Here is a 19934-nt window from a genome sequence, read left to right on the forward strand (position 1 = left end):
GCGATGGATCAGGCCTGGGGTCTGAAGAACATGTTGTCGGCGATGGTCGGCCGGCAGGAGCTGCCGCCCGCTCCGGGTCACCAGGCCAGCAGCCTGCTCGCCGCAGCCGGACAACCGCGCCCGCGCTGCCACGCGATCACCGTGGCCGGCGGCAAGGGTGGCGTCGGCAAGAGCACCGTGGCGGTGAATCTCGGCATGTCGCTGTCGATGGCCGGCCACGAGGTGATGCTGCTGGATGCGGACATGGGACTGGCCAACGTCGACGTGCTGCTCGGGCTGGCGCCGTCGCGCCATATCGGCCATCTGCTCGATGGCGAGTGCGGGCTGGAGGATCTGTTGCTGACCGCGCCGCGGGGGCTGCAGGTGATTCCGGGCGGGTCCGGCGCGCGCCGGCTGGCGCAGCTGGACAGCAACGGGCATGCCGCGATCATCCGCGCGTTCGACGAGCTGACCCGGCCGCCGCAATACCTGCTGGTGGACACCGCGGCCGGCCTGACCGACAGCGTGGCGATGTTCGCCGCCGCCGCCGACGACGTGGTGCTGGTGGTGTGCGACGAGCCGGCCTCGATCACCGACGCCTACGCCCTGATCAAGGTGCTCAGCCGCGATTTCGGGGTGCGTCGCTTCCGCATGGTGGCGAACATGGTGCGCAATGAAGGCGAGGCCCGGCAGCTGCACCACAAGCTGTCCAGGGTCAGCGACCGCTTCCTCGAGGTGGTGATCAATTTCAGCGGATGGGTGCCGCACGACGAGCGCCTGCGGCAGGCCATCCGGCGTCAGAGTGCGGTGGTGGACCTGTGGCCGTCCAGTCGTTCGGCATTGGCATTCAAGCAATTGGCCAGTGCGGTCGATACATGGGCAGAACCTGAGCGCGCAGGGCACGACCGGATCGCCTTTTTTGGTAACCGGGTGACACCGGCGGCAGGGTACTGAGATGAGTGTGGCCTTGGAATATCTGCAAAATTCGCGCGAGAGTGCCGACGAGCTGGTACTTCGACATGCGCCGCTGGTGCGCCGGATCGCCTATCACCTGATGGGGCGACTGCCGGCGAGTGTCGATGTGGGTGACCTGATACAGGCGGGGATGATCGGCTTGCTGGAGGCGTCGCGACATTTCGCCTCCGACAAGGGCGCCAGTTTCGAGACGTATGCGGGTATCCGCATCCGTGGCGCGATGCTGGACGAATTGCGGCGCACCGACTGGACGCCCCGTTCGGTGCATCGCAAGACCCGCGAGGTGGCCGAGGTCGTCCGCCAGATCGAAACCGAAACCGGGGCCGAGGCGGAGGATGCCGAGATCATGCGCCGGCTCGGGATCAGTGCCGAGGAGTATCACCAGGTACTCGCCGACGCGGCCTGCGTGCGACTGCTCAGCCTGACCACCTCGGATGACAGCGAGGAGGGTTCGGTACTCGATGTGGCCGACGAAAGCGGCCTCAACCCGCAGGAAAACATCGAGCGGGACGGCATGCGCGATGCGCTGGCCGAAGCGATCGATGGCTTGCCCGAGCGGGAAAAACTGGTGATGTCGCTGTACTACGAGCAGGAGCTGAACCTGAAGGAGATCGGCGCCGTGCTCGGGGTCAGCGAGTCGCGGATCTGCCAGATTCATGGCCAGGCGGTCATCCGGCTTCGTGCACGGCTGACCGGTTGGCGCGGTTGATCGATCTATACACATGAGTTTCTGAGGCCGCGCATTGGCCAGCACCGTGCACTTGGAGAGAGCATTTGGACAAGAACATGAAAATCCTGGTGGTGGACGACTTTTCCACCATGCGGCGGATCGTGCGTAACCTGCTGGTCGAGCTGGGTTTCAGCAATCCGTTGATCCAGGAAGCCGACGATGGCGAGAGCGCGATCGCGATCCTGCGCACCCAGCCGTTCGATCTGGTGGTGACCGACTGGAACATGCCGAACATGACCGGCATCGACCTGCTGCGGGCCATCCGCGCCGAGGATGCCCTGAAAGGCATGCCGGTGCTGATGGTGACCGCCGAGAACAATCGCGACCAGATCATCGCGGCGGCGCAGGCCGGCGTGAACGGCTACATCGTCAAGCCGTTTACCGCCGTCACCCTCAAGGAAAAGCTCACCAAGATCTTCGAGCGGATCGCCGCCAGTGGAGTCAGCGCATGAACATGATCACTCCCCTTGCGGTCGACGAGGTGCTGCCGAGCGAGTTGCGCGAGCTGCTCAACAGTCCCGACGGCGCCGCCTTCGAACAGGCCCTGGACGTGATGGTTCGCCAGCGCGAGCAACGCCTGTTCCGCGCACTCGGCCAGCTGGCGCGCGATCTTCACGATGCCGTGCGCCGGCTCGGCGGCGAGCTGGCCGCGGAGGGTCTGCCCGACATGGTCGCCAATGCACGCCAGCACCTGCAGGACGCGCTGGAGATGAGCGCGCAGGCAGCCCATCGCAGCCTCGATTTCGCCGACCGGTTGCGGCCGCAGGCCGAGTCGCTGGCGCATAACGCCAGCGCGGTGCTGGAATGGACCAGCGGCAACGATGCCGCCGCCGTGCTGGCGCGCGAGGCGAACGAATTCGCCACGAACTGCCGCAATGGGCTGGCCGACATGGTGCTGGCGCAGTCCTGGCAGGATCTCACCGGGCAGCGCATCAAGAAGGTCTCCAGCTTCATCGGCACGGTGGAATCGTCATTGCTGGAACTGGTTCGGCTGACCGGCGCACTGGCCGGCAGCGAGAAGCCGGACAGCCCCGTCAAGGTATCCAGTCAGGACGATGCCGACCGCCTGCTCAGCGAATTCGGGTTTTGACGAGCGCATGCTTATGGTCCCCAAGCATCCCGCGTTGTCATCGAGTGGCCGCCAGGTGGTAGTGCGTGGCGCAGCGCCTGACTGGCCGTCAGGTCAAGTCGCGCGCTGCTGCATGGCCGCCCCTCGATGGCAACCGGAAGGGCCGGGTCTGTTTGCCCGCATGCCGGCGTCATCACTCGGTCGTGGACGGACGTCCACTCCTTCGTTCTTCCCTGGCCTGCGCGCAAACAGCTCCCGGCGCGGGGCGCCTGGGGACCATAAGCAGGCTCTGGCGCCGTGAATGCGGAATTCGACAGCGAGCTGCGCCAGGATTTCCTGGTCGAGGCGGGCGAACTGCTGCAGCGTCTGGGTGAGCAACTGGTCGGCCTGGAAAGCTCGCCGCGCGACAGCGAGCTGCTGAACGCGGTATTTCGCGCCTTCCATACGGTCAAGGGCGGCGCCGGCTTTCTGGCGATCGAGCCGATGGTGCTGCTGTGCCATCACGCCGAGGACCTGCTGAACGAGGCCCGTGGCGGCAAGGTCATGCTCGGCCAGGGGCACATGGATGCATTGCTCGACGCGCTCGACCTGCTCAACGACATGATGGCGGCGGTAAGCGCCGAAGCACCGGTAAGCATGCCGCCGGCCGGCCTGCTGCAATCCCTGCTTCCGCGCGCCGCCGTCGTTGCCCCGCCCAGCGCGGTCGCGCCGGCGACAGCGCCGACCGGCGACGGCGCGATCGACGACAGCGAATTCGAAGCGCTGCTGGACAGCATGTACGGCACCAACGCGCCGGGCACCGTCGAGGCGGCACCCTTGCCGGTGGCGACGAGCAGCAGTGCCCCGGCGATCGACGACGACGAGTTCGAGGCACTGCTGGATGCGCTGCACGGCACCGCCGCCCCGACCGCGGTGGTGCCGGCCGTCGCGCCGGCACCGGCGCCGGCCGCCGTGGCGACGAAGCCGGAAGCCGCGCCCGCACTCGCGCGTGCCGCGGCGGTGGCCGAGACCACGGTGCGGGTGGATACCGCCCGTCTCGACGTGCTGGTCAATTACGCCGGCGAACTGGTGCTGGTGCGCAACCGCCTGCTCAGCCTGGCCGCCCGCGACGGTAGCGAGGCGCTGGTCACCGCCGCCGGCGAACTGGATCGCGTGGCCGACGAATTGCAGATGGCCGTGATGGGCATGCGCATGCAGCCGGTGGGACGCTTGTTCCAGCGCTTCCCGCGAATCGTGCGGGACCTCGCCCGCCAGCTCGGCAAGGACGTGGAACTGGTGCTCGAAGGCGAGGGCACCGATCTCGACCGCAGCCTGGTGGAGGCGCTGGCCGACCCGCTGATCCACCTGTTGCGCAACGCGCTCGACCACGGCGTGGAGATGCCGGACGAACGCGAGCAGGCCGGCAAGCCGGGCAAGGGCCGGGTCTGCCTGTCCGCCAGCCAGCGCGGCGAACGCATCGTGATCTCGGTCAGCGACGACGGCCGCGGCATGGATGCGGAGGTCCTGCGGCGCAAGGCGGTGGAGAAGGGCGTGATCGACGCGGGCCAGGCCGCGCACCTGACCGAGAACGAATGCTACGAACTGATCTTCCGGCCGGGCTTCAGTACCGCCGCGACGGTCTCGGACATCTCCGGTCGCGGTGTCGGCATGGACGTGGTCAAGACGCGCGTGGCAGAACTCGGCGGCACCTTGCGGGTGAGCTCGAAACTCGGCCAGGGCAGCGAACTGGAGCTGACCGTGCCGCTGACCCTGGCGATCCTGCGCGTGCTGATGGTCCGCGTCGATACGCGGCTGTTCGCGCTGCCGCTGTCCAATGTCGAGGAGGTGTTCGAGCTGGTCGAGGGCCAGGATCGCCTGCTCGACGGCCGGCTGGTCGCACACCATCGAGGCCGTGCGCTGCCGCTGGCCAACCTGGCCGGCTGGGCGGGGACGAAAGCCGCCGCCGGTCGCCATGTGGTGGTGCTGCACATCGGCCATGTGCGCCTGGGATGCCTGGTGCATCAGGTCATGGGGCGCGAGGACGTCATCGTCAAACCGCTCGGCCCGCTGTTCGGCGGCGTGCCGGGGATCGCCGGTGCCACCGTCACCGGTGATGGCCGGCTGGCGCTGGTGGTGGATCTGGCCAGTGTGGCCGACAGCACCGGGCAACTTCTCCCCTCCCTGCAACTGACTGCCTGAGCCGCATGGACCTGGTAAGCATCATCGGCACGATTCTGGGCATCCTGGTGATCATCGTCGGGACCGTGCTCAAGGGCTCGACCGTGGGCGCGCTGTGGAATCCGGCGGCGTTCGTGATCGTGTTCTTCGGGACGTTCGCCGCGCTGCTGGTGCAGAACCAGGGCAAGGTGCTGAAGCACGCGCTGTCGATGCTGTCGATGATCTATCGGCCACCCCGTCACCGGCCCGACGACCTGATCCGGCGCATCGTGGGCTGGAGCGAGATATCCCGCCGGCAGGGCCTGCTCGGGCTGGAGTCGCAGATCGATTCGGAAAGCGACCCGTTCATCATCAAGGGGCTGCAACTGCTGGTCGACGGCAGCGAGCCGGAAGTGCTGCGCGGCGTGCTGGAAGTCGACCTGGACACCCGCGAGTCGGTCGACCTGGCCGGGGCCAAGGTGTACGAGAACGCCGGCATCTACTCGCCGACCCTGGGCATCATCGGTGCGGTCATGGGATTGATGGCGGTGATGCAGAACCTGGCCGACCCGAGCAAGCTCGGCCACGGCATTGCCGCCGCGTTCGTGGCGACCATCTACGGCGTGGCGCTGGCCAACATGTTCATGTTGCCGATGGCGGCAAGGCTGAAGGGCCTGATCAGCCGGCAGACACAGATGCGCGAGATCGTGATCGAGGGGCTGGCCTCAATCGCCCAGGGCGACAACCCGCGGCAGATCGAGGCCCGGCTGCAGGGCTACCTCGAATGAGAAAGAAACGGCACGAGGAGCACCTCAATCACGAGGCATGGGCGATCCCCTATGCGGATCTGATGACCCTGCTGCTGGCGTTCTTCGTGGTGATGTACGCCGTCTCGGTGGTCAATACGGGCAAGTACCGGGTGATGTCCGAGTCGATGATGGATGCGTTCAACGGTCATCCGGCGCTGGTGGTGCCGGTGGCTGCCGGCAAGACCGGCGCGATCGCGCCGCCGACGGTTCCGGCAACCAACGATGCCTCCAGTTCGCCGATCCGCCTGCCGATCCCGCTGCGCGGCACGCCGGCAGCACCGGCGGCCGAACACGCGGCGAAAGCCGTTGCGGCGAAGCCGACCACGCTGGCGCGGATCGAGCAGCAGATCCAGCAGGCGCTGCAGCCGCTGATCGACCGCAAACTGGTCCTCCTGCGGCGTACGCCGGACCGGCTGGAAATCGAGATTCGCACCGACATCCTGTTTTCCAGCGGCGCGGCGCAGCTGTCGGCACCGGCCAGCCGGGTGCTGGTGGGCGTGGCCTCGATCCTGGGGCCGTTCCCGAACGCGCTGCGGGTGGAAGGCTTTACCGACAACGTGCCGATCAGCACGCCGGTCTATCCCTCCAACTGGGAGCTCTCGGCCGCACGCGCCGCCAGCGTGGCGCGCCTGTTCGCCGAACACGGCGTCGCCCCCGCCCGGCTCGGCATCATCGGTTGGGGCGACGTGCGACCGATTGCCGACAATGCCACCAGCGACGGACGCAACCAGAATCGACGGGTGCTGGTGGTGGTCGAAGGCGACCACGCCCCGTCGGAGCGATTCCGCAGCGCGCCGGACCAGCTCGGCATGCCGACACCGAACCCGGTGGCTGCCGTTGTGGATTCGCTGCCCACCGTGCATGTCCACGCCGGTGCCTCGCCATCCAGTCGCGGCGCCGGCGCGCTGCCGACGCCACCGCTCATCCGGGACACTGCCGCTCCCGATCCGTCTCCGGGAGTGGCGGCGCGTGAACCCGCTGCGCCGGCGCCCACCGTACTCAGCGCACGGGACACTTCCGTGCGCAGCACTTCAGAAAGGCGAAACCCATGATCAGCCACCGTGCAGTCCGTCCAGGCCGAAGCGCAGCCGCGGATCGAGCGACCGGCTCCGTGCGGCGAGCGGCGAGCGACCAGCGCCCGCACCGCGCGGGACGTCGCGGGGTGGCAGCATGAGCGCCGTCGCCGTCGCATCGAGCCCTCGGGACGGGGAGCAGCACTGGCTGTCGTTCCAGATCGGCCACCAGCTCTATGCGGCGCCCCTGCTCGAGGTCAGCGAAGTCATCCGGGGTGGCGAGCTGACGCCGGTGCCGGGCGCCAGTGCCGACCTGCTGGGGATCACGCATCTGCGCGGACGCATCGTTCCCGTGCTGGACGGCCGGCTCCGCCTCGGCCTGCACGAGCAGCCGCCGGCCGACCCGGCCGGCGTGCGCATCGTGATGCTGTCGCATGCCGGCCAGCTCGTCGGTCTGCGGGTGGATGCGGTGGGGGAGCTGCTGTGCATCGGCGACGCCGTGATTGCGCCGCCGCCGCCGGGCCGGGCCAGTCGCAGCGACGACCCGGTCAGCGGCGTGTTGAGCTGGCAGGGTGGTTTCGTGGCATTGTTCGACGTGCGTCGACTGTGTCGACTGACCACGGAGAGCGATGATGTGGCTTGAGATCGGCATCGGGCTGGTGCTGCTGCTGACGCTGTTGCAGTCGGCCCTGCTGTTTCCGCTGTGGCGGCGCCTGCGCCGGCTCGAGCAGGGTGTCCGCCTGCTCGCGGGAAATGCCAGCCAGGCCTACACCGATGTGCCGACCTCGATGCTGGTGAGCGTACTGGGACGGCTGGAGCGCCGTCTGACCCAGCTCGAGCAGCCGACGAGGTCGGCGGTGTCCTACGAGCTGGCCCAGCAGCTCGCGCGCGAGGGTGCCGACGTCGAACAGCTGATTGCCCGGTGCGGATTGTCGCGCGACGAAGCCACGCTGGTCCGGCAGTTGCACCCGGTCGAGCGCTGAGCCGGCACGTCGCGGCAGGACGTCGGGCTCATTCTTCCGCGGCGTCGTAGACGGTGGCCAGCACCGAGGCGGCAGCGGCATAGAGCTGCACGGGGACGTCGTCGCGCAACCTCAGTGCGGCCAGCAAGGCGGCGATCTGCGGTTCGTGATGCAACGGCATGCCCAGCGCGCGGGCACGCGCCAGCAGCAGGTCCAGGGATTCGGCCGGCATGGCCTTGAGCTCGCCGGCGCCACTGGCCAGGCGCAGGCTGACCTTGCGATAGGTCGGCGGAAGGGGCGTGTTCATGCGGTCGCCTGCAGCAGCACGGCGCTGTGCCGGCTTGCCGGTTGCGGCAGGCCCACCTGGCAACTGAGCTGGTCCAGCAGCAGGCCGCAGGCGGCGAGCCGCTGGCGCAGCGGTGCGAACTGGTGTTCCAGTTGCTGCGCGGTCTCCGCCCGTTCGGCCCACAACCGTACCGAAAGCCGAGGTTCGCGCAGCTGCAGTTCGCCCTGCACCGGACCCAGCGAGGGCAGGTCGAGCGCAAAGCCGAGCGTCCAGCCGGGACAGCCTTCGGGGGCTTCGTTGAGGTATTCCAGATGCAGCTGAAGGACGTCGCGGCCGTCCCGGCCCTGCAGCGGAATCTCGATCATCCAGGCCGGCACGGTGGTGGCTTCCAATTGAGCCACTTCCACCCGGGCCACGGCGGCTTTGACGTCGCCATGCAGGCGGCTCAACAGCGAGCTCACATCGTCGGCCTCGGTCATCAGCGGTACCGGCATGCGCGGTTGCGTCTGCAGTCCGCGCTGCAGCAGCGGCGGCGGCGTATCGGTACGGCCTGATGATGACGATGCGGTTGATGCAGCTGCCGATGCCGACGCGGTGTTCGACCCGGCCGACGGGCGCTGGCCGAGCACGCCAAGCACCCGCAGCAGGGCGCCTTTCCAGTCGTCCTCGGCCAGGGCGGTCGGAGTGGTGCCTTGCGGCTGGGCCAGTTGTGCCTCGAAAAACAGGCCGCTGCGGAGGATCGCCTGGCGCAGGCCCTCACCGCTGGTGATGTCGGCCGGCGTGCGCGTGGCTTGTTCGAGCATCGCCAGCGCGGTGCGCAGGTCGGGCGAAAGCTGGCGCAACGACGCGCGCTGGGAGAGTGCCCCGAGCGTGGCCAGCAGCGGCGCGTAGCCGTTCTGCTGGGGCAGCCGTTCGAGCAAGGCACGCTGGAAGGTCTGTTCGGCGGGGGACGAGGAGGAGGAAAGCACTTCCAGCAGCGGCTGGGCGCCTGCATTCAGGACCCGCACCTGGAACTGTGCCGGCAGTGCGTTGCTGGTGACCTCGGTTTCCACGGTCAGGGCGCCGACCTGCAGCACCAGTTGTCCCTGCGGGCTGATACCCAGGGGCCGCGCCGACAAAACGGTGCCGATGCGCCAGCTCTGCGCAGTGGTGCCGGACGCTGCGCCGGCCCAGGTGAGCGCGGCGAGACTGGTGGGCTGGATGATCAAGGGAACGTCCTGCGAGGATTCGCCTGGCATGATTTGAACGGGTTTCGTCCATATGGGCTAACGGCCGCCCCGGCACAAACTTGAGCAGGCCTTCGCCACGTCGGTCGGAAGGTGTGCAAACCCGCCCGCAGTATCCCTAAAGCGATCGCCGAACCGGTCGATAAGCCTCTCGTCAGCGCAATTCGCGTGAGTGGAGTCGTGGCATGGCCGGCAAACGGACGGCAACCAGGCGGGAAACAGGCGAAACGGCCGCTGAGGCGGTCGTCGGTGCGCCGGCGGCAACGGTGGCGGGCGTCGCCGGGCCGACCGAGATCATGTTGCCGGCGGATTGCCGGATGGCGGCGCAGCCATCCCTGAAGGAGCAGCTGCTGGGCGCCCTGGGCGCCGGCGCCATCGTGCTCGACGGCAGCCGGGTCGAGCGCGCCGATACGGCCGTCCTGCAGTTGCTGCTGCTGTTCCGGCGGGAAGTGGCCATGGGCGGCGGCAGCCTGAGCTGGCGTGGCGCGAGCGATGCCCTGAGCGAGGCGGCCGCCGTGCTCGGCCTGACACAAACATTGGAAATGCCGGCCCCAGCGCCGGTCTGACTCGAGGTGGCGAGATGGCAAAGATACTTGCGGTAGACGATTCGGCATCCATGCGCGGCATGGTCGCCTTCACCCTGCGCGGCGCCGGACACGAGGTGACCGAGGCCGAAAACGGCCAGCTGGCGCTGGACATCGCTCGCGGCAGCTCGTTCGAGCTGGTGCTGGCCGACGTCAACATGCCGGTGATGGACGGCATCGCGATGGTGCGCGAACTGCGTGCGCTGGATACCTACAAGGGCGTGCCGATCCTGATGCTGACGACCGAGTCGCACACCGAGAAGAAAATGGAAGGCAAGGCGGCCGGTGCCACCGGCTGGCTGGTCAAGCCGTTCGACCCGGAGCAACTGCTGGCCACCGTCAAGCGCGTGCTGGGCTAAACGCTGATGAGTGCGGTCGACCTGACTCAATTCCACAAGACCTTTTTCGACGAGAGTCTGGAAGGTCTCGATGCAATGGAGGCGGCCCTGCTCGAACTGGACGCGGGTTCCAGCGACGGCGAGCTGGTGCACACGATCTTCCGCGCCGCCCATTCCATCAAGGGGGGCGCCGCGACGTTCGGCTTTGCCGACGTGGCGGCATTTACCCACGTCGCCGAATCCCTGCTGGAGGAAGTGCGCAGCGAGCGCCGGGCGGTCGATGCGGAGCTGATCGAGCTGCTGCTGCGGTCGGTCGATTGCCTGCGCGCCATGCTGGGCCGTTCGAGCGCCGGGCAGCCGGTGAGCGATGCCGAAAGCGAAACCCTGCGTGCCGATCTGGTGCGCCTGGTCAGCGGCGAGCAGGGCGAAAGCGCTGTCGCCGGCACCGCCCAGGCCGCCGCGGTGAGCGGCTGGGAAATCGTCTTCACCGCCTTGCCGCACCTGCTGCGGACCGGCAACGATCCGATCCGGCTTTTCCGCGAACTGCAGCAGCTCGGCAAGCTCGAGGTGGTCCGCGCGTTCATCGTCGATGGCGCGCCGGAGCACCTGGCCGAGATCGATCCGACCTCGTGCTACCTGGGCTGGGCGCTGCATCTGCACGGCAACGTGCCGCGCGCCGACATCGATGCGGTATTCGACTGGCTGGATGGCGACTGCGAACTGGTGATCAAGGCCCTGGCCGAGACGCCCGCAGCGGCCACCGTCGCGGCAGTGCCGGCGTCGCCGGCGAATCCACCGCAGCCGCGTCCGGCCGGCGCCGGTCGCTCCGGCGGCGAATCCGCGCCGACCTCCAGCGAGGGAGGTTCGATCCGGGTGGGCATCGACAAGGTCGATGCGCTGATCAACATGATGGGCGAACTGGTGATCACCCAGTCGATGCTCAGCGACATCGGCGAGAAATTCGAGCTGTCGCAGCTGGCCCGCCTGCGCGAGGGGCTGGTGCACCTGGAGCGCACCACCCGCGAGCTGCAGGAAAGCGTGATGCGCATCCGCATGCTGCCGATCGGCTCGGTGTTCAATCGGTTCCCGCGGCTGGTGCACGACCTGGAGCGCAAGCTCGACAAGCGGGTCAAGCTGGAACTGCACGGCGAGGGCACCGAGCTGGACAAGACGGTGCTGGAGAAAATCGGCGATCCGCTGGTGCACCTGGTGCGCAACGCGATCGACCACGGACTGGAATCGCCGGCGCAACGCAAGGCCGCCGGCAAGTCCGAGACCGGTACGCTCAAGCTGAACGCGTATCACGAGGGCGGCAACATCGTGGTGCAGATCAGCGACGACGGCGCCGGCCTCAACCACGCCGCGATCGTGGCCAAGGCGAAGCAGCGCGGCCTGATCAACGACGGACAGGAGCTCAGCGATGCCGAGGTGGCCGAACTGATCTTTCAGCCCGGCTTCTCCACCGCGGCCCAGGCCACCGATCTGTCCGGACGCGGTGTCGGCATGGATGTGGTTCGCCGCAACGTGCGCGACCTGGGCGGCAGCGTCGGCGTGCGCAGCGTCACCGGCAACGGCAGCACGTTCACGATCACCCTGCCGTTGACCCTGGCGATCATCGATGGACTGGTCACCGCGGTGGGCGAAGAGCGCTACATCGTGCCGCTGATCTCGATCGTCGAATCGCTGCGGCTGCGCGCCGACATGGTGCGCAAGATCGCCGGTGGCGGCGAAGTGTTCCGTTTCAGGGACGAATACCTGCCGATCATCCGGCTGCACCAGGCGTTCGGCTGTGCCGGGGCGATCACCGACATCGAGCGCGGCATCGTGGTGGTGATCGAGCAGGACGCCAGGCGCGTGGGTCTTCTGGTGGACGATCTGCTGGGCCAGCAACAGGCCGTGATCAAGTCGCTGGAGGCGCACTACCAGCGCGTGCAGGGCATCTCCGGCGCGACCATCGTCAGCGATGGTTCGGTCGCCCTGATCGTCGACGTGGGCGGTGTCGTGCAGCTGGGCCTGCGCAGCAAGGCGGCCTGAAAAAAGGCCGTTCGGCATTCAAGTTCCGGCCGTGCACGCCGACACAGACAAGGCAGCAGGACGACAACAGACGTCCTTCACAGGTAACAGGCCCATGTACCAAGACAACCAGACCGCGGTACCCATGTTGCAACAACTCACCTTCAGCCTGGCTGGCGAAGAGTACGGCGTGGACATCCTGGCCGTGCGCGAAATCCGCAGCTGGTCGCGCGTCACCCGCATTCCGCAAACACCGGACTACGTGCTGGGCGTGCTGAACCTGCGTGGCGCGGTCGTACCGATCATGGACCTGCGCCTGCGCTTCGGCCTGCAGCGCGAGAGCTACGGGGACGACACGGTGATGATCGTCGTCGCCATCGGCGAACGACTGTTCGGCATCGTGGTGGATGCGGTCTCCGATGTGATCGACATCGACCCGGCGGCGATCAAGCCGGTGCCCGACATGGGGGCGGTGGTCGATACCCGCTATCTGAAGGGGCTTGCCACCCATGTCGAACGGATGGTGATGCTGCTGGACGTGGAAAAACTGATGCGTCCGGAAGACGTGGAAACGCTGGAGGCGGCGCTGCCGGCCATCCAGGAAGTTGAAGTTGCAGCCTGACCCGGGAATCGAGATGAAGATGAAGAGTTTCAAAGCAAGCTTGTCCCGCCTGACCACGCTGACGGTCAAGGCCCGCCTCGTCGGTGTGCTCGGTCTGTTGTGCGTCATGCTGCTGGTGGGCGCCTGGATCGGGCTCGGCGGCATGGCCAAGGCGAACGAGAGTGCGCGCGGGATCTATCAGGACGAGCTGATTCCGTTGACCAGCATCAACGAGGTGGCCCGCGGATCGCTGAACAACTTCATCGCGTTGAGCGAAGCGGCCTTCCACAAGGACGACAAGGCGATCGTCAAGCAGAAGCTCGACGACGTCGCCAAGGTCGAGGCCGCGAATGCGGCGCTGCTGAAGAGCCTGGCGAAGACCTCGATGTCGCCGGCCGTGAAGAAGCAATGGGCGGCGTTCCAGAGTGCCCGCGAAGACGTTTCGTCCTCGATGGCGGAAATCAAGGACTCGCTGGACAAGGCCGACGACGGCACCAATGCGCTGCTGTATTCCGACGTGTTGCCCAATGTGTCGATCATGAGCTCGGAGATGAGCAAGCTGATCGCGATGCAGGTCGACGAGAGCCGGCAGCGCTACGAATCGGCCGTGACCAGCTATCAGCGCATCCGCGTGATGACGTTTGTCGCGCTGGGTGCCGGCATGCTGCTGGCGATCCTGATGGCATTCTTCCTGATCCGTTCGATCGTCGGCACGCTGAATCGTGCGGTGAAGGTCGCCAACGCCATTTCACAGGGTCAGCTGGGGCACAACATCGCCACCCGGCGCAAGGACGAACTGGGCCGCCTGATGGAGGCGTTCCGGATGATGGACGAACGTCTCACCTCGACCGTCGGCGAAGTGCGTCGCGGTTCCGATGCGGTCAGCACGGCGGCACAGCAGATCGCCCACGGCAACGACGACCTCAGCCAGCGCACGCAGGAACAGGCCTCCAGCCTGGAGGAGACCGCCTCGTCGATGGAGCAGATGACTTCCACGGTCAAGCAGAACGCCGAGAACGCCAGCCATGCCAACCAGCTGGCCCGTGGCGCCCGTGAACAGGCCGAGCGCGGTGGCGAAGTGGCGGGCAGGGCGATCATGGCGATGAGCGAGATCAACGCCTCCAGCGGCAAGATCGCGGACATCGTGGGGCTGATCCAGGAGATCGCCTTCCAGACCAACCTGCTGGCGCTCAATGCCGCGGTGGAAGCGGCCCGCGCCGGCGAACAGGGACGGGGCTTCGCCGTGGTCGCCACCGAGGTGCGCAGCCTGGCCCAGCGCAGTGCGGGTGCCGCGAAGGAGATCAAGGGCCTGATCAGCGACAGCGCGGAGAAGGTGCGCAGCGGTTCGGAGCTGGTCAACCAGTCCGGCAAGGCCTTGGCCGAGATCGTCGACAGCGTGAAGAAGGTCACCGACATCGTGGCCGAGATCGCCGCGGCCAGCCAGGAACAGTCCGCCGGCATCGACCAGGTCAACAATGCGGTCATGCAGATGGACGAGATGACCCAGCAGAACGCCGCGCTGGTCGAGGAAGCCTCCGCTGCCGCCCGCGCGATGGAAGAGCAGGCCGGCGAACTGACGCGCCAGGTCGGCTTCTTCCAGCTGAGCGACGCCGCCGTGGCAGCCAACAATCAGCTCGAATCCGGACGTGCCAGGACCGCCGTGGCCGAGGCCGAAGCGGTGTTCGCCGCCGTGCGCAATTCCGCTCCGGCGCCGGCGCGGCCGGTGCGCATGCCGGCCGAAGCGACCGCTGCACCGGGTGCGTGGAAGGAGTTCTGAAGTGAACGCGGTGACCGGCAAATTCGATGACCCTGTCACCGCTACCGCCTCGAGTGCGACCGGCCCGGCACTGGGTGAGGTGGAGTTCCAGTACCTGAGGGCCTTTGTGCTCGAGCACTGCGGTATCGCCCTCGGCGAGCAGAAGCGGCAACTGGTGCAGGGTCGCCTGCTTCGACGTCTGCGCGCATTGGGCCTGTCGAACTTCCAGGGCTACTGCGAGCTGCTGCGGCGCGATCCGCACAGCGAGCTCGGTGAGCTGGCCAGCGCGATCAGCACCAATGTCACCTCGTTCTTCCGCGAGGCGCATCACTACGACCTGCTCACCGACGAGCTGCTGCCGCGCTGGCTGCAGCAGAAGCGTCGCGATGGCGACCGCCTGCGGATCTGGTCGGCCGGCTGCTCGACCGGCGAGGAACCCTACGCGCTGGCCATGGTGCTGGCCGAGGCGCTGGAGCGCAGCGACGGCACGCTGGATGCGAAGATCCTGGCCACCGACCTCTCGCCGCAGGCGCTCGAAAGCGCGCGCAAGGGGGTGTATTCGCTGGAGCGCCTGGCCGGCATCAGCGCGGAGCGCTGCCAACGCTGGATGCTGCGCGGAACCGGCGAATACGAGGGGCTGGCCTGCGTGCATCCGCGATTGCGCGAGCTGGTGACCATCGAACCGTTGAACCTGCTGCATCCGTGGCCGATGAGTGGTCCGTTCGACGCGATCTTCTGCCGCAACGTGGTGATCTATTTCGATCAGCCGACCAAGCAGCGCCTGTTCCGCCGTTATGCCGACCTGTTGCCCACCGGCGGCTATCTCTTTCTCGGCCATTCCGAGTCGCTGCACGGGATCAATGACCAGTTCGAGCTGATCGGCCGCACGGTCTACCGGAAGCTGGGCCGATGACCCTGCTGACCGACAGGCGTCCGACGGCACCGGGCCGGGCGCCGGCGTTGCCCGGATTCGAGCACCTGCGCCGCTACTGGGACCCGACCCAATCGTGCATGACCGTCAAGGTGCTGCCGGGCGAGTTCTATGTGAGCAACCAGCATGAGCTGGTCACCACGGTGCTGGGGTCCTGCGTGGCGGCATGCATCCATGACGTTCGCCGCGGCATCGGCGGCATGAACCATTTCATGCTGCCCGAGCCGCGCGGGGAGCGCGACAGCTGGACCTCCACCGTCGGCCGCGCGGCGCGTTACGGCAGCGACGCGATGGAGCAGTTGATCAACACGATCCTGGCCGCCGGCGGCCAGCGCGCGGACCTGCAGGTGAAGATCTTCGGCGGCGGCCGCGTGCTGGCGCAGCTCACCGACATCGGCCAGCGCAATATCGAATTCGTGCAACGTTACATCGCCACCGAAAACCTGAACCTGTGCGCCGCGGACCTGGGCGACGTCTACCCGCGGCAGGTGCAGTTCTTCCCCCATACCGGTCGCGCGCGCGTGCGCCTGCTGCGTCGTCACGACGACGTCGCGCTGGTCGCCGACGAGAGCACGTACCTCAAGCGTTTGGCAAATGACCCGATAAAGGGTGAGGTCGAGCTGTTCTAGCGGCATTCGACCCCGTGAATATCGACGAGGCCGCTGTCGAACGCGACGTGGCTTGTGTTTCCTGGCAGGTGAGATGGATGGCAATGGAAAGAGTGCGTGTTCTGGTAATCGACGACTCGGCGTTGGTGCGCAAGCTGATGACGGCGATGCTTGCCTGCGATCCGGCGATCGAGGTGGTCGGTACCGCTGCCGATCCGCTGATCGCGCGCGAGAAGATCAAGCAACTCAATCCCGACGTGCTCACGCTGGACGTCGAGATGCCGCACATGGATGGCCTGACCTTCCTTGAGAACCTGATGCGCCTGCGCCCGATGCCGGTGGTGATGGTGTCGTCGCTGACCGTGCAGGGTGCCGAGGTGACGTTGCGCGCGCTGGAGCTGGGCGCGGTGGATTTCCTGGCCAAGCCGAGCAGCGACCTGGCCAGCAGTTTCGGCGAGAGTGCGCAGGAGATCTGCGCCAAGGTGAAGCTGGCGGCCAAGGCACGGCCACGGGCACGCACTGCCGTAAGGAAGCTGGAGGTGCCTCCGCGGCTGTCGGCCGATGCGGTATTGCCGCGCGTGCAGACCAAGGGCACGCGCGGAGGCAGTCCGATCATCGTGATCGGCGCTTCGACCGGCGGCACCGAAGCAGTGCGCGTGGTGCTGGAATCCATGCCGCCCGACGCACCGCCGATCCTGGTGACCCAGCACATTCCGGCGGCCTTCAGCGCTCCGTTCGCCGCACGCATGGATCGCTGTTCCGCGATGCGCGTCTGCGAAGCGCAGGACGGCCAGCCGATCCAGACCGGCCACGCCTACATCGCCCCGGGCAGCCATCACCTGCTGGTGATGTGGGATGGCGCCAAGTACGTCTGCCGGCTGCACGACGGCCCGGCGGTGAACCGGCACAAGCCCAGCGTGGATGTGTTGTTCCGCTCGATGGCGGCCAGCGCCGGCGTGGGCACGATTGCCGCCCTGCTTACCGGCATGGGCGACGACGGCGCACGGGGTCTGCTCGAACTGAAGCAGGCCGGTGCCACGACCCTGGTGCAGGACGAGGCCAGCTCGGTGGTCTGGGGTATGCCCGGCGCCGCCTGGAAGCTTGGAGCGGCAGCCGAGATGCTGCCGCTGGATCAGATTGCCGCGCGCCTGCTTGCCCTGGCGCACCCATCTCACGAGGGTGCCTTGCGCGCCTGAACTCCGGATACCGGCTCATGCTTTTCATATCTCGAATTTCCCGGCTCTTCGCCAATCGCCCGCTGTACGGCTGGCTGACCAGCACGCTGGCGCTGTCGTCGTCGCTGCTGTGGCATCCGGCCTGGCTGGCGCCGCTGCTGATCATCGTGCTCACCGCGGTATGGATCGTCGAAAGCCGGCGTCATGTCACGCTGGAGTTTCCCGTCGCCACGCTCAGCAACAACACGCCGGTGCGCGAGGCGCTGGAGGACGTGCGCGGCGCGCTGGTCGACGAGCTCGGACATGCCACGCGCGAACTGCACCAGGGCCTGGACCTGCTGCGCGACGCGGTGTCGGAACTGGGCGGCGGCTTCGACGGCCTGTCGCAGAAGACCGGGCTGCAGCAGTCGTTGCTGAAGCAGATCATCGATGCACAGAAAGGCGGTGTGTCGGTGCAGGACTTCGCCGCCCGCACCGGCGACCTGCTGGAGCATTTCGTCGGCATGATCGTGCAGATGTCGCGCGAGAGCCTGCGCATCGTCTACCGCATCGACGGCATGGCGAAGGAGATGGACGCCGTGTTCGGCTTGCTGAGGAACGTCAACACGATCGCCGAGGAGACCAACCTGCTGGCACTGAACGCCGCCATCGAGGCGGCGCGGGCCGGCGAATCCGGCCGTGGCTTCGCCGTGGTGGCGGGCGAGATCCGCAACCTGGCCAGCAACTCCAACCAGTTCAACGAGCAGATCGGCAGCCATGTCGAACGCGCCCGGCTGGCCATGGAGCAGTTGCGCGGGCTGGTCGGCAGCATGGCCTCGCAGGATCTGAATGTGGCGCTCTCGGCCAAGGGCGGCATCGACGCCATGATGGCGCACGTCACCGAAAGCGACGCGCGGACCAGTGCCGTGGCCGACCAGGTGGTCGAGATCAATCGCGGCCTCGGCAGCGATGTCTCCACCACGATCCGCTCGCTGCAGTTCGAGGACATCCTCAGCCAGTTGCTGCAGCAGACGCGCACCCGGCTGGTCGAGCTGCAGGACGTGGTCGCCGAATGCACGCACGACATCGAGGAACTGGCCTGCGCGCCGATCGACGCCGACAACCTGGCCCAACGGGCGCAGATGGTGCGCAGCCGGCTGGCGGTTCAACGCGAAAAGGCGCGCTTGCGCTCACGGGGTCCGGCGCTGCAAAGCTCGATGGACGCCGGCGAAATCGAATTGTTCTGAGGAACGCACCATGATCGTCCATCACGATGGAGAGCACGATTGCCTGACCCTGCAGCTGGGCCAGCGCTTCGATTTCAGCATTCACCGCGAGTTCCACGACGCCTGCCTGGGTAGTGGCGCCCCGGCGCGCAGCTACGTCATCGACTTCGGCGAGGTGACCAGCATGGACAGCTCGGCGCTGGGCATGCTGTTGCTGTTGCGCGAACACGCCGGCGCCGATCGTGCGGAGATCCGCATCGTCAACGCCGGCAGCGAACTGCGCAGCACGCTGCGCGTGGCCGGCTTCGACAAACTGTTCGTGTTGCACTGATTCCCGCGGCGAGGCGGGCCGGGTGTCGCCGGGCCCGGCCCGGCGGACTCCGTCGCGTCGGCGTGTGCGTTGTGCCTCAAGGCTCCGGGTTCCGGAGCCTTTGTACATCTGCCGGAGCGGGGCCGGTCACCGGTGGTAACCGACCGGTCCCGCGCGGAGCATGGACTGACTCCCGTGCCGGGTCGACGATGCAGCGATGCAACGCGCGCAAGCGAATACGGGCCGCCATGATGGCGACCCGTATCCGAAAGCTGCATGCTGACGACGATCGGCCCGCCCGTCGGACGGGCGCCGATCGTCGGGTCTGCTTACCAGGCGCGGACGTTGGCGATGCCGGCCGCGTAGGTCTGCATGCTGGGGTCGTAATGGAACTGGCGGCCCAGATCGAATTCCACCGACTGCCCCGGTCCGATATTGGTGGTGCCGGCCGGCCAGCCCTTCTTGCTTGCGATCACGTTGCCGTTGGCATCCTTGGCCTGGATCTCGATCTGGGCGGCGGCCGCTTCGGCGCAGTGGTTCACCAGCTGACCTTTCATGGTCATCTTCGAGCTCATGCCGTTGGAGCCGGCGGCGACCTTGAAGTCCTGGATCGCGAAATCGGTGGGCGAGCAGGCTGCGTGTGCCGCCATGGGGGCCGCAAGGAGCAGGGCGGAGGCGAGCAGAAAGTTCTTCATCTCGGGTTATCTCATCATCGGGTGGGGGGAGTAAACCTGTTAAGCGGCAGGGGCACGGAAAACTTTAGAGCGGTCGTGCAGCCAGCCGGGAGCGCGCCCCGGCGCGGCATCCGATGACCGGCTGCGGATGGTTGTCATCCGGCGGGCTGCCGCGGTCGGCTTACCAGCTGCGCACGTTCACGATGCCGGCGGCATAGGTCTGCATGCTGGGGTCGTAATGGAACTGGCGGCCGAGATCGAACTGCACCGACTTGCCGGGCGCGATATTGGTGGTGCCGGCCGGCCAGCCCTTCTTGGTCTGCAGCACGTTGCCGCTGCCGTCCTTGGCCTGGACTTCGATCTGGGCCGCGGCCGCTTCGGCGCAGTGGTTTACCAGTTCGCCCTTCATGACCATCTTGGAACGCATGCCGGCCGAAGCGGCACTGACGGAGAAATCCTTGATGACGAAATCCGTGGCGGTGCAGGCTGCGTTGGCTGCCATCGGAGCAAACAGGCACAGGGCGGAAACAAGCAGGCTGAATTTCATGATGGGC

At 67.2% G+C, this 19934-nt stretch carries 23 protein-coding genes; 19 read left to right on the forward strand and 4 right to left on the reverse strand.

Annotation, left to right across the window (positions count from 1 at the left end):
* The first annotated feature begins 3 nt into the window (after positions 1-3).
* From ACFPPA_RS03575 to ACFPPA_RS03615, 9 genes are all read left to right on the forward strand, one after another.
* Positions 4-933, forward strand: coding sequence for a MinD/ParA family protein (locus tag ACFPPA_RS03575; protein WP_377319437.1), 930 nt, complete (start codon positions 4-6; stop codon positions 931-933).
* A 1-nt stretch (position 934) separates the two neighbouring features.
* Positions 935-1663 carry an RNA polymerase sigma factor FliA gene (locus ACFPPA_RS03580; protein WP_377317350.1) on the forward strand — a complete coding sequence of 243 codons (729 nt, stop codon included), beginning with the start codon at positions 935-937 and terminating at the stop codon, positions 1661-1663.
* 65 nt (positions 1664-1728) lie between these two features.
* Complete coding sequence (locus ACFPPA_RS03585) at positions 1729-2136, forward strand: chemotaxis response regulator CheY (protein WP_377317352.1); 408 nt, start codon at positions 1729-1731, stop codon at positions 2134-2136.
* Positions 2133-2774 carry a protein phosphatase CheZ gene (locus tag ACFPPA_RS03590; protein ID WP_377317354.1) on the forward strand — a complete coding sequence of 214 codons (642 nt, stop codon included), beginning with the start codon at positions 2133-2135 and terminating at the stop codon, positions 2772-2774. The genes ACFPPA_RS03585 and ACFPPA_RS03590 overlap by 4 nt, the downstream gene beginning before the upstream one ends.
* 276 nt (positions 2775-3050) lie before the next feature.
* Positions 3051-4931, forward strand: coding sequence for a chemotaxis protein CheA (locus ACFPPA_RS03595; RefSeq protein ID WP_377317356.1), 1881 nt, complete (start codon positions 3051-3053; stop codon positions 4929-4931).
* A gap of 5 nt (positions 4932-4936) precedes the next feature.
* Complete coding sequence (locus tag ACFPPA_RS03600; protein ID WP_377317358.1) at positions 4937-5677, forward strand: flagellar motor protein; 741 nt, start codon at positions 4937-4939, stop codon at positions 5675-5677.
* Positions 5674-6750, forward strand: a complete 1077-nt coding sequence (gene motD, locus ACFPPA_RS03605) for a flagellar motor protein MotD (RefSeq protein WP_377317360.1) — start codon at positions 5674-5676, stop codon at positions 6748-6750. Before ACFPPA_RS03600 ends, motD begins: the two co-directional genes overlap by 4 nt.
* A 118-nt stretch (positions 6751-6868) precedes the next feature.
* Positions 6869-7354, forward strand: coding sequence for a chemotaxis protein CheW (locus ACFPPA_RS03610; protein WP_377317362.1), 486 nt, complete (start codon positions 6869-6871; stop codon positions 7352-7354).
* Positions 7344-7694: a DUF2802 domain-containing protein gene (locus ACFPPA_RS03615; protein ID WP_377317364.1), complete on the forward strand. Its 351-nt coding sequence runs from the start codon at positions 7344-7346 to the stop codon at positions 7692-7694. Before ACFPPA_RS03610 ends, ACFPPA_RS03615 begins: the two co-directional genes overlap by 11 nt.
* A 28-nt stretch (positions 7695-7722) precedes the next feature.
* Here the strand turns inward: ACFPPA_RS03615 and ACFPPA_RS03620 are convergent, their stop codons facing one another.
* A complete protein-coding gene (locus ACFPPA_RS03620) occupies positions 7723-7980 on the reverse strand; it encodes a flagellar biosynthesis protein (RefSeq protein ID WP_377317366.1) in 258 nt (85 codons plus the stop codon).
* Complete coding sequence (gene fliK / locus ACFPPA_RS03625) at positions 7977-9167, reverse strand: flagellar hook-length control protein FliK (protein WP_377317368.1); 1191 nt, start codon at positions 9165-9167, stop codon at positions 7977-7979. Before fliK ends, ACFPPA_RS03620 begins: the two co-directional genes overlap by 4 nt.
* A gap of 203 nt (positions 9168-9370) precedes the next feature.
* On the opposite strand from fliK, the gene ACFPPA_RS03630 reads away from it, so the two are divergent.
* The 10 genes from ACFPPA_RS03630 (at position 9371) to ACFPPA_RS03675 (ending at position 18727) form a co-directional block, all read left to right on the forward strand.
* On the forward strand, positions 9371-9751 hold the full coding sequence (locus ACFPPA_RS03630) for an STAS domain-containing protein (RefSeq protein WP_377317370.1): 381 nt from the start codon (positions 9371-9373) through the stop codon (positions 9749-9751).
* Positions 9752-9765: 14 nt separating this feature from the next.
* Complete coding sequence (locus ACFPPA_RS03635; protein WP_377317372.1) at positions 9766-10128, forward strand: response regulator; 363 nt, start codon at positions 9766-9768, stop codon at positions 10126-10128.
* Positions 10129-10134: 6 nt separating this feature from the next.
* Positions 10135-12141 (forward strand): chemotaxis protein CheA, encoded by a 2007-nt coding sequence (locus ACFPPA_RS03640; RefSeq protein ID WP_377317374.1) that lies wholly within the window; start codon positions 10135-10137, stop codon positions 12139-12141.
* Between the two features lie 94 nt (positions 12142-12235).
* Entirely contained in the window at positions 12236-12742 is a 507-nt protein-coding gene (locus ACFPPA_RS03645) for a chemotaxis protein CheW (protein WP_377317376.1), read from the forward strand.
* 13 nt (positions 12743-12755) lie between these two features.
* Positions 12756-14498: a methyl-accepting chemotaxis protein gene (locus tag ACFPPA_RS03650; protein ID WP_377317378.1), complete on the forward strand. Its 1743-nt coding sequence runs from the start codon at positions 12756-12758 to the stop codon at positions 14496-14498.
* 1 nt (position 14499) lies between these two features.
* Positions 14500-15390 (forward strand): CheR family methyltransferase, encoded by an 891-nt coding sequence (locus ACFPPA_RS03655; RefSeq protein WP_377317380.1) that lies wholly within the window; start codon positions 14500-14502, stop codon positions 15388-15390.
* Positions 15387-16037: a chemoreceptor glutamine deamidase CheD gene (cheD, locus tag ACFPPA_RS03660; protein ID WP_377317382.1), complete on the forward strand. Its 651-nt coding sequence runs from the start codon at positions 15387-15389 to the stop codon at positions 16035-16037. Before ACFPPA_RS03655 ends, cheD begins: the two co-directional genes overlap by 4 nt.
* 83 nt (positions 16038-16120) lie before the next feature.
* Entirely contained in the window at positions 16121-17212 is a 1092-nt protein-coding gene (locus ACFPPA_RS03665; protein WP_377319438.1) for a protein-glutamate methylesterase/protein-glutamine glutaminase, read from the forward strand.
* 17 nt (positions 17213-17229) lie between these two features.
* Positions 17230-18417 carry a methyl-accepting chemotaxis protein gene (locus ACFPPA_RS03670; protein WP_377317384.1) on the forward strand — a complete coding sequence of 396 codons (1188 nt, stop codon included), beginning with the start codon at positions 17230-17232 and terminating at the stop codon, positions 18415-18417.
* Positions 18418-18427: 10 nt separating this feature from the next.
* Positions 18428-18727, forward strand: coding sequence for an STAS domain-containing protein (locus ACFPPA_RS03675; RefSeq protein ID WP_377317386.1), 300 nt, complete (start codon positions 18428-18430; stop codon positions 18725-18727).
* 308 nt (positions 18728-19035) lie between these two features.
* Here the strand turns inward: ACFPPA_RS03675 and ACFPPA_RS03680 are convergent, their stop codons facing one another.
* Positions 19036-19401 (reverse strand): hypothetical protein, encoded by a 366-nt coding sequence (locus ACFPPA_RS03680; RefSeq protein ID WP_377317388.1) that lies wholly within the window; start codon positions 19399-19401, stop codon positions 19036-19038.
* 160 nt (positions 19402-19561) lie between these two features.
* Positions 19562-19927, reverse strand: a complete 366-nt coding sequence (locus tag ACFPPA_RS03685; protein ID WP_377317390.1) for a hypothetical protein — start codon at positions 19925-19927, stop codon at positions 19562-19564.
* Positions 19928-19934: the final 7 nt, after the last annotated feature.

The organism is Rhodanobacter ginsengisoli (assembly GCF_042657065.1).
Taxonomy (GTDB): domain Bacteria; phylum Pseudomonadota; class Gammaproteobacteria; order Xanthomonadales; family Rhodanobacteraceae; genus Rhodanobacter; species Rhodanobacter ginsengisoli.

Excerpts from the sequence above, each read along its gene's own strand:
- ACFPPA_RS03650 (WP_377317378.1), top strand. The coding sequence starts at position 12,756 with ATGAAGATGAAGAGTTTCAAAGCAAGCTTGTCCCGCCTGACCACGCTG.
- ACFPPA_RS03575 (WP_377319437.1), top strand. The coding sequence starts at position 4 with ATGGATCAGGCCTGGGGTCTGAAGAACATGTTGTCGGCGATGGTCGGC.
- ACFPPA_RS03670 (WP_377317384.1), top strand. The coding sequence starts at position 17,230 with ATGCTTTTCATATCTCGAATTTCCCGGCTCTTCGCCAATCGCCCGCTG.
- ACFPPA_RS03685 (WP_377317390.1), bottom strand. The coding sequence starts at position 19,927 with ATGAAATTCAGCCTGCTTGTTTCCGCCCTGTGCCTGTTTGCTCCGATG.
- ACFPPA_RS03600 (WP_377317358.1), top strand. The coding sequence starts at position 4,937 with ATGGACCTGGTAAGCATCATCGGCACGATTCTGGGCATCCTGGTGATC.
- ACFPPA_RS03665 (WP_377319438.1), top strand. The coding sequence starts at position 16,121 with ATGGAAAGAGTGCGTGTTCTGGTAATCGACGACTCGGCGTTGGTGCGC.
- motD (WP_377317360.1), top strand. The coding sequence starts at position 5,674 with ATGAGAAAGAAACGGCACGAGGAGCACCTCAATCACGAGGCATGGGCG.
- ACFPPA_RS03680 (WP_377317388.1), bottom strand. The coding sequence starts at position 19,401 with ATGAAGAACTTTCTGCTCGCCTCCGCCCTGCTCCTTGCGGCCCCCATG.
- ACFPPA_RS03635 (WP_377317372.1), top strand. The coding sequence starts at position 9,766 with ATGGCAAAGATACTTGCGGTAGACGATTCGGCATCCATGCGCGGCATG.
- ACFPPA_RS03615 (WP_377317364.1), top strand. The coding sequence starts at position 7,344 with ATGTGGCTTGAGATCGGCATCGGGCTGGTGCTGCTGCTGACGCTGTTG.
- ACFPPA_RS03590 (WP_377317354.1), top strand. The coding sequence starts at position 2,133 with ATGAACATGATCACTCCCCTTGCGGTCGACGAGGTGCTGCCGAGCGAG.
- ACFPPA_RS03645 (WP_377317376.1), top strand. The coding sequence starts at position 12,236 with ATGTACCAAGACAACCAGACCGCGGTACCCATGTTGCAACAACTCACC.
- ACFPPA_RS03640 (WP_377317374.1), top strand. The coding sequence starts at position 10,135 with ATGAGTGCGGTCGACCTGACTCAATTCCACAAGACCTTTTTCGACGAG.
- ACFPPA_RS03675 (WP_377317386.1), top strand. The coding sequence starts at position 18,428 with ATGATCGTCCATCACGATGGAGAGCACGATTGCCTGACCCTGCAGCTG.
- cheD (WP_377317382.1), top strand. The coding sequence starts at position 15,387 with ATGACCCTGCTGACCGACAGGCGTCCGACGGCACCGGGCCGGGCGCCG.
- ACFPPA_RS03610 (WP_377317362.1), top strand. The coding sequence starts at position 6,869 with ATGAGCGCCGTCGCCGTCGCATCGAGCCCTCGGGACGGGGAGCAGCAC.
- ACFPPA_RS03630 (WP_377317370.1), top strand. The coding sequence starts at position 9,371 with ATGGCCGGCAAACGGACGGCAACCAGGCGGGAAACAGGCGAAACGGCC.
- ACFPPA_RS03580 (WP_377317350.1), top strand. The coding sequence starts at position 935 with ATGAGTGTGGCCTTGGAATATCTGCAAAATTCGCGCGAGAGTGCCGAC.
- ACFPPA_RS03620 (WP_377317366.1), bottom strand. The coding sequence starts at position 7,980 with ATGAACACGCCCCTTCCGCCGACCTATCGCAAGGTCAGCCTGCGCCTG.